The sequence below is a fragment of the Vibrio sp. V19_P1S1T109 genome (assembly GCF_002241375.1).
Taxonomy (GTDB): Bacteria; Pseudomonadota; Gammaproteobacteria; order Enterobacterales; family Vibrionaceae; genus Vibrio; species Vibrio anguillarum.
The window spans coordinates 1-8,005 of record NZ_NDIM01000289.1 but is presented as its reverse complement, the minus strand read 5'-3'; the positions used below and the strand labels follow the sequence as shown (position 1 = coordinate 8,005).

The following is an 8,005-nucleotide window of genomic DNA, read 5'->3' as shown; positions in this document are numbered from 1 at the left end:
GTTATTAAAAGATCGCTTGTGCCCGGAGGAAGCATTTTCATGTGTGCCGATCCCAATCAAGGCTTTCTAAAACGACGATTAAGTTGGAAAAGCGTCGGGTTGAATGTTCGTGGTAGAACTAAACGTTTGAACCATTCATACCGAACGACCTATGAAATTATGACCGCAGCAAATGCACTTTTGGAAGAGTTGGACGTTAGCCCTGAAGACTACGTTAAGCCCGATTTTGACCAAATGGCGCGGGGAAGTAAGCCCCATATTATCTATTCAAGAAGCCCGCAAGATGAGAATGCTCGCTTCTTAAATGAGATTGAAGCTTTAGTGAAGTCACAAGAAGTACCACTGCATCAAATTATGGTGGTTTGCAGCCGTCACTATAACCCGTGGAGTTTGAAAAAAGAGATTGAAAGTAGAACAGGCTATAACACCGTTGTGAATTACAACGATAAAAAAGATCTCGAAACCGCCGTGGGCAGCAGAATCAAAATCATGACGGTGAATAGTTGTACGGGCATGGAAGCTTCAACAACATTCGTGTTGGGAGCTGGGCATATCATTAATCAGGCTAAGCATATTGATTTCAGCGAATCAGAGCGCGAGGAAGCGCTGCAAGAATCGTTGCGTAAGCTCTATGTTGCCATGACGAGGGCGGGCCAAAAGCTGGTGGTATTCAGTACCGAAGTATTTCCGGATTCAGTGATACCCCACGTGGAATGCACTGGCGAGCTCTCAATGGCATAAATTAATTGGCAAAAGTGATTCGCTATCAAATGCAAAACCATGCATTTGCGATACAATACTGCGCATTAAATCTTGCCCTTATGTTGACTCATTATCAGCGGCATAAGGGCAAGTCCAATCTCAGAATAAGTAGTATCAAAAATGGCTAAAGCACCCGCTAACAAAAAAGTGATCCGCCCCAGCAGTTTTGGACACTGAGTTAAGTGAGTACAATCACTAACGAGGTGAACAATGACAACTAAGAAAACTAGAATTAAACATTCCCCTGAATTTAAAGCAGAAGCCCTGAAGTTAGCAGATAAAGTGGGAGTAGCTGCGACAGCAAGACAGCTTTCTTTACACGAATCTCAAATCTACGGGTGGCGGAAGAACTCGAAGAAAGACACCAGTACTAGTCAGCGAGAGCAAGAGCTAACCGCAGAGGTTGCCAAGCTCAAAAGGCAGTTGGCTGAGCAAGCTGAAGAGCTAGAAATTGTAAAAAAGGCCGCCACCTACTTCGCGAAGAATCTAAAGTAGATTGCTACGAGTTTATGCTCGAACACCTGCTGTGCTTCAGTATAGTGCGTATGGCTAAGGTGTTCGGGATTTCCCGAAGTGGGTTTTATTACTGGATTAAGCATCGGCACAACGCCATCCAACGTGAGGCTATTCGCCAACAGCTTGATACAAAAGTTAAAGAAGCTTTCGACAACAGCAAAGGCCGAGATGGCTCAAGGCGTATCCAAAAAGAACTGTCTGAGAACGGTGAACGCTACAATGTTAAAACCATTGCTGCCAGTATGAAGCGTCAAGATTTAACGCCGAAAGCTGCACGCAAGTTTAAGTGCACTACGGACAGCAAGCATCAAATGCCTGTTGCTCCAAACCTGTTGGCTCAGAATTTTAGCGCATCTGCTCCGAATGAAAAATGGGCTGGAGACATCACCTATATAGCGACAAGCGAAGGCTGGCTGTACTTGGCGGTAATTATTGACCTTTACTCAAGACAAGTAATTGGATGGTCTATGGATACCAGAATGACGGCTACGCTGGTCTGTGATGCGCTATCAATGGCGTTGTTCCGTCGCGGATTCCCCGAGCAGGTTATCGTTCATAGTGATCGAGGTAGTCAGTACTGCTCAAAAGATTATCGAGATCTCATAACTGCTTATAATCTAAAACAAAGTATGAGTAGGAAAGGAAATTGCTGGGACAATGCTTGTGTTGAGAGCTTCTTCCATTCTATGAAAGTTGAAGCAATCCAAAATGAGCCGATTATGACGAGAGACCAGATGCGCCAAACGATCTTCGAGTACATAGAGGTTGACAAGATGCTCGATCTCGCGAAAGAGATGAAAGTGATCGTCGATGACGTTGCCCAATACCCAGACTGGGCAGGGCGTGGTGATATTAAAGCCAAGCTAAAAGTAGATTTGATTCTGCTTCTACACAAGTACGGCTTCCCACCAGTCGCCAATGATGATGTTTACAAAGGCGTGCTAGAGCAGGCTGAGAACTATAAGAAAGGTAGGTAATTACATGTCAGAAGAAGTGTATGTTTTAGGGACGAATCGTCACTTGTTCCAATCTGGAGAGACAGTAGTAGAGGTCATTGCATCTGGAGAGCCGAAGGTTGGTGATTGTGTGTATTTTCTTTCACTCAGAAAGCCGATAGGTATCGTTGCTAAGGCAGAGGTCATTAGCTCACTTGACACCGGACAGGTGCAGTTTGTCATTCAAGCGTGTAGTAAACCAGATGAACTAATACCCGAGTTTGTTCTACAAAACCACTTCCCTGATGTGGAATGGCCGACTTTGGGCGTTTACCAACCTCTAGACGCTATAATTCAGTATTCCAATTTAGATGAACTTTGGGATGGTGCAGTAGGGCAACATTTGGTAAGCCAAATCATACGATTGTTCAAATGTAACAAGTCACCTAATAGTTGGTATCAGCAGTATGTAGATTTTGTCGATTGGTTTAAAAGCGCAAAATCGAACTTATCGGACCAAGATATTATCAAATTATGGTCAGGAGCAGATTCTATTTCTAGTATTGCCCCACAACGGATCAACACGGAGCAGTGTGTTCGGAACATGTCGGCCCTACGTTCTATTGTTAAGAAAATAATTCAATCTCCAACAAAAGAAACTCACAATGCAGTTAAAGATGAATGGAAGAACGATACGGATTTCCCAAGTGTTTTACATGTAGCGATTAATCGAATTTTTGCGGCAAATGAACCGGAACGTTTTACATCGATAGTTAGTGAAAGTAAGTATTTTAAGCTGTTGTATAGAGAGTTAGCTCCACTTCTTGGCGTAACCGATAAATACAGCAATTGGGTAGACAGTAATATTGTTCTAAAGAAAGCGATAAAACCCTTATTTGATTTAGGTGATATTGAAGTAAATACTCTACTTTGGGAATTAGCTGATTACTTAGAAAAGGGTAATGCGACTCAGATTAGGTTTATTGATGAGATACATGAATCAACAGTGGCTGTAGTAAGTGAATCTCGAAGAGATTATGGTGAAATTCGACGACTTGAATCACCACTTAACCAAATCCTCTACGGACCACCAGGAACAGGTAAGACTTATCATTCTATTGAAGCAGCGGTAAAAGCGGCACAGCCAGAAGAATATGTAAAACTCGGCATTAATTCTGAACTAGGGGCGAATAAAGAACAGCGCAAGCAACTGACTGAAATGTACAAAGCACTCAGTGACGCGGGGCGCATTCGATTCGTCACCTTTCATCAAAGTTATGGCTATGAAGAGTTTGTTGAAGGTTTAAGTGCTAAGACGGAAAGAGGGCAAGTTTCCTACTACAAGAAAAACGGTATTTTTAAAGACATTTGTCTGGACGCTAAGATTAAGCCTACTAATAACCTGGCTAAATTTGAAAGGGCACTTGAGGATTTAAAAAAGGCGGTTGATGGTCAGTTTATTAGTTTAGAAACTTCGACAGGTAAAAAGTTTGATTTTACTTATCATGGTCGTACTACATTTAGAATCTATCCAGAAGAGTCTAAACACGAAGATTTAGGGAATGGTTATCCCACGAGTATTAAGCATCTTACAAATTTCTATTTGACAGGGGATGAATCCGATATTTATAACCGTTCATATGTTCGTGCCATTTTGAGCTATATGAAGGAAAAGTATGGGATTAATGATTATGATCCCTCAGAGTCCTCATCTGAGGCTCCTAACCATGTATTGGTGATTGATGAGATCAGCCGTGGCAATATCTCAAAGATATTTGGTGAGTTGATTACGTTGATTGAACCGTCTAAACGCAAAGGGGCGAATGAAGAAATAGAATTGATTCTGCCTTGTTCTGGGGATAGTTTCTCGATACCAGTTAACCTTTACATCATCGGTACAATGAACACTGCTGACCGTTCGTTGGCGATGATGGACACCGCACTGCGCCGTCGCTTTGATTTTAAAGAGATGATGCCCAATCCAACCTTATTCAATCAGGCAAAAATAAAGTGGCAAGACGTGAGTATCGATCTTGAGCAACTGCTGGCCTTGCTTAACCAGCGTATCGAAGCTTTGTATGACCGCGAGCATACGCTTGGTCATGCGTTTTTCTTCCCTGCCTATAATGCGGCAGAAGCCGGTGACCATAAATTGGCGTTTGAATTATTAGCTCTCGCATTTAAGAACAAAATCATCCCATTGCTGCAAGAATATTTCCATGATGATTGGAGTAAAATTGCTCTAGTATTGGGTGATAACCAAAAGCTTGATAATGCGGGCAAAGAGGTAACGGATTATCAGTTTGTTACCCAGCAAACGATCGACTACTCATCGCTATTTGGTGCCCGTTACGAGCCGGACAATTTCGGCGCAGACGAATACCGCTTTAAGTTGGCAGACGAGAATCACTCGGTATGGAATCGTGCTTTGGCGTATGTGGCAATCTATGAGCCACAAGCGATTAAACGCGCTGCCGCTATGAGTGGAGTCGAGCCAATGAGCACTCCAGCATAACAATGAAAATGCTGAAAGAGATTGCGTTGTTTGAATTCGCGTACCTTATTAGCCAAGAGAGTGAGGTTACCCGCGTTCCCTATTGGGTAGAAGTGATCTCACCCTCGGCTTTTGCTTATCTAAAAGCGATGGCGCTGAGTGATGACAAGCCAAGCCGCTTGTTTCGGTTATGTCGTAAGAATGGCGCCGAAGCGCTCCAAGTGCAAAATTACTCCGGGGTGATTTCTACACCTGATGGCACACAAGTCGAGATATTGCCTAAATTAGCTAAAGCGCTAAGCAGCGAAGAGCAAAGTGTGCAAGGGCAATCTGATCGCCAGCGCTGTGAGCAAGCAAGACATTCGCTTTTGGTTATGCTGCGCGCTTTAAAAGGCTTCGCACATATTCAAACCTCTAGTGCGGATATTCGTCAGCAAAAAATGCCGCTACTTGAGGTATTTATCAGTCAGTTTTTGGCCTCAGTGAATGTATTGGTGAAAAAAGGGTTACGTAGTGATTATGTGCGCCGAGAAGATAACCTTCATTTTCTCAAAGGCAAGCTAAATACGACTCAGCAAATGCGTAAAAACATCATCAATAAACATAAGTTCTATTGTGAATATGATGAGTTTTTATTAGATAGGCCTGCTAACCGTTTATTGCATTCTGCTCTAGATAAACTGCGTTCAATTAGCCGCAATGCGAGTAATCAAAAGCAGTTGCAAGAGCTCTGTTTTGTGTTTGATGAAGTACCAGTAAGCGGTAACTATAAAAGCGATTTTGCGTGTTTACGCTTAGATAGAGGAATGAGCCACTATCAAACGGCTCTGGCTTGGACAAAGCTGATTTTAGACGGTTTCTCTCCGCAAACGATGCGCGGCGATCATCGCGCTATATCGCTGCTGTTCCCTATGGAGAAGGTGTTTGAAGACTACGTTGCTAAGGTATTAGCTAAGCAGCTTAAACCTGAATTAAGCCTTAAGACACAAGCTCAGAGTAAACATCTGGTCACACATAATGATTCAGCGTGGTTTAAATTAAAACCAGATTTGCTTATTGAGAAAGCGGGTGAGGTGATTTCAGTATTAGATACTAAGTGGAAGCTAATTGATCCAACCAAAGCCAACGGGACGGATAAATACGGGCTTTCACAAAATGATTTTTATCAGATGTTCGCTTACGGTAATCATTATTTCAATGAGAGTATGAGTCAGCGGCAACTGTTCCTGATTTATCCAGCGCACGCAGGGTTTAAACAAGCTATTCCCCATAGTTTTGACTTTCCCATACAAACTGGAAATCCGCTAACATTGTGGGTGGTGCCGTTTGTTATTGGTGAGGGAGAGGGCTGCGGTGTTCAGTGGCCTGAAAAGGCATCAATATTTTCTGCTGGTTAGCGATAGAAAAGGAAACGAAATAATACGTTCCCTTTTCGGTTTTATTTGAATAGAGAGCTAGTCGATGACGTGGAATGCTCGGTACTCATCAAAGGCGAATTGGTCTGTCATGCCACTGATATAGTCTTGAATTAGCCTGACTCGGAAATAGAACTCCCAAACATCTTCATTGAAGTCAAAAGGTACAAATGGGATATCGGCACCGTTTTTCTTGCTTAATGACTGCATGGCGTTGTTATAGGCTTTTAGGTGTTTATTTGGAAGCTTTTTGTATAAACGACACTCGTACAGTGGTGCCTCACTAATATTGCGGAAGGTATTGCTATCTAGCATCAATAACGGCTTATAGGCTTCGAGTAACCCGGTAATGATGCGATAGCCTTGCAGCTCGCTTTGCTCTACGTCCGGGTCGCAAAATGCGTACTTTCTTGCGACCGATTTTAATGCTTCCACTAGGGTGTGATGAGAGCTTTTATCTTCAATCAAAGCACGGTTGAAGTTGCCGTTGAACACCTCTTCAATATGTTCAATAAACTGCTTGCAGGCATGTTGAGGGAGGCGCTTGTTGATTTCAACGCGCATACCAATGAAAAATTGACTATTGCCGCAAGTCTCTGATCTTTTTGTACTCTTATTAACATTGTTGAGGATGTCTTCCATTACATTGAGCTCTTTGACACCAAACTTTAATGCAATGTTGTGATACTCTTGGTTAAGTGCATCGGATAGTTGTTGAAGATTTAATATGCCTTTTTCTATCGCGTCTTCTATGTCAGCAATGCCATAAGATATATCGTCTGCGGCTTCCATAATATATGAGAATGGTGAACGGCAATGCTCATCCATTGAAAGTGATAGCTTCATCGATTCAATGTACTGATGCTCACTTAAGTAGTAGCCAACCTTTTTCATTAGGTAGCTGTAATCTTTGAAAGGATCTTGCTCATTCTTGGGATCGGGTTTGGTTTGATCGCCACGGCGAGTGTATTTGAACACCCCAGAAACTTGCGAGTAGGTGAGATTGAGCCCTAGAATTGTGTGCACGAGTCGAATAGCTTGGGAATTTCCTTCAAAGTTTTCTAAATCTTTTTTTATTTCGGGTGGTAGATCCACACGAGGTTCGCCTTTCGAATTAGTGATAAGTGAAGGTAAGTTACGTGTAAACCAATCATTGATTGCCTGCTCGCCAAAATGGCCAAATGGCGGATTGCCGATATCGTGCATCACACAAGACATTTCAACAATTGACTCAATTTGTCGATCTAACCCCTCAAGAAAATATTTTTCTTGTTCTTCTTTTGGCAAATGCTTAAAGATGAGTTGGGTAATAAAACGGCCAACTTGTTGGACTTCTAGGGAGTGAGTTAAACGGCTTCGTACAGCTGCGTTACGCTCTAGCGGGAAAACTTGAGTCTTTTGTTGCAGCCTTCGCACTGCTGCTGAATTTAAGATGCGTCCACGATCGCTCTCGAAGTTTTCTTGCTCGGCTACGCGAGTAAGTGTTTTTAATGCTTGAGGTGGACTGGTTTGTCCCTTGTAATAGACACGCGTTCCTCTGACTTTTTGATTAAAGTTGGGTTCATCCGGAAAATCGATACCTGAATGACTTTTCTGATACCATATCGCCAAAAATAGCCAGTTAATGTCAACTTCACTTCTTTACCATCGCTTTGGAATACGCGGCCCTTTCCATTATTGCTCTACAGAGTTTGATGGTGACGCGACCATCTTTCACGTAGCACACAATCCTCATATTAAATGTCCATCATGTCGTAGTCGTGATGTCATAAAAAAAAGGAGGTAAGGTTCGCCGTTTCATCGCTACGCCAATCGGCACTAGCCCCTGTTACATCCAGATAGTAAACCAGCGGATTGAATGCCGAGCTTGTAATACACTCGGG

4 protein-coding genes and 2 pseudogenes are annotated in these 8,005 nt (G+C 42.7%); 5 read left to right on the top strand and 1 reads right to left on the bottom strand.

Annotated features, from left to right (window positions below; all coding sequences use genetic code 11):
- The 5 genes and pseudogenes from B9J87_RS14035 to B9J87_RS14020 form a co-directional block, all read left to right on the top strand.
- Positions 1–741 (top strand): 3'-5' exonuclease (locus B9J87_RS14035; RefSeq protein WP_303396266.1); only part of this gene is annotated, 741 nt, incomplete at its 5' end.
- Between the two features lie 231 nt (positions 742–972).
- A pseudogene (locus B9J87_RS14030) lies at positions 973–2,048 on the top strand (IS3 family transposase); the annotation flags it as partial.
- Positions 2,049–2,255, top strand: a pseudogene (locus B9J87_RS17805) (type I restriction enzyme endonuclease domain-containing protein); the annotation flags it as partial.
- A gap of 4 nt (positions 2,256–2,259) precedes the next feature.
- A complete protein-coding gene (locus B9J87_RS14025; RefSeq protein WP_094151334.1) occupies positions 2,260–4,728 on the top strand; it encodes an McrB family protein in 2,469 nt (822 codons plus the stop codon).
- Positions 4,729–4,730: 2 nt separating this feature from the next.
- Positions 4,731–6,104 (top strand): McrC family protein, encoded by a 1,374-nt coding sequence (locus B9J87_RS14020; RefSeq protein WP_094151332.1) that lies wholly within the window; start codon positions 4,731–4,733, stop codon positions 6,102–6,104.
- A gap of 57 nt (positions 6,105–6,161) precedes the next feature.
- On the opposite strand, the gene dgt is transcribed toward B9J87_RS14020, so the two are convergent.
- Positions 6,162–7,733, bottom strand: coding sequence for a dGTPase (gene dgt, locus B9J87_RS14015; RefSeq protein ID WP_254918144.1), 1,572 nt, complete (start codon positions 7,731–7,733; stop codon positions 6,162–6,164).
- Positions 7,734–8,005 lie beyond the last annotated feature (272 nt).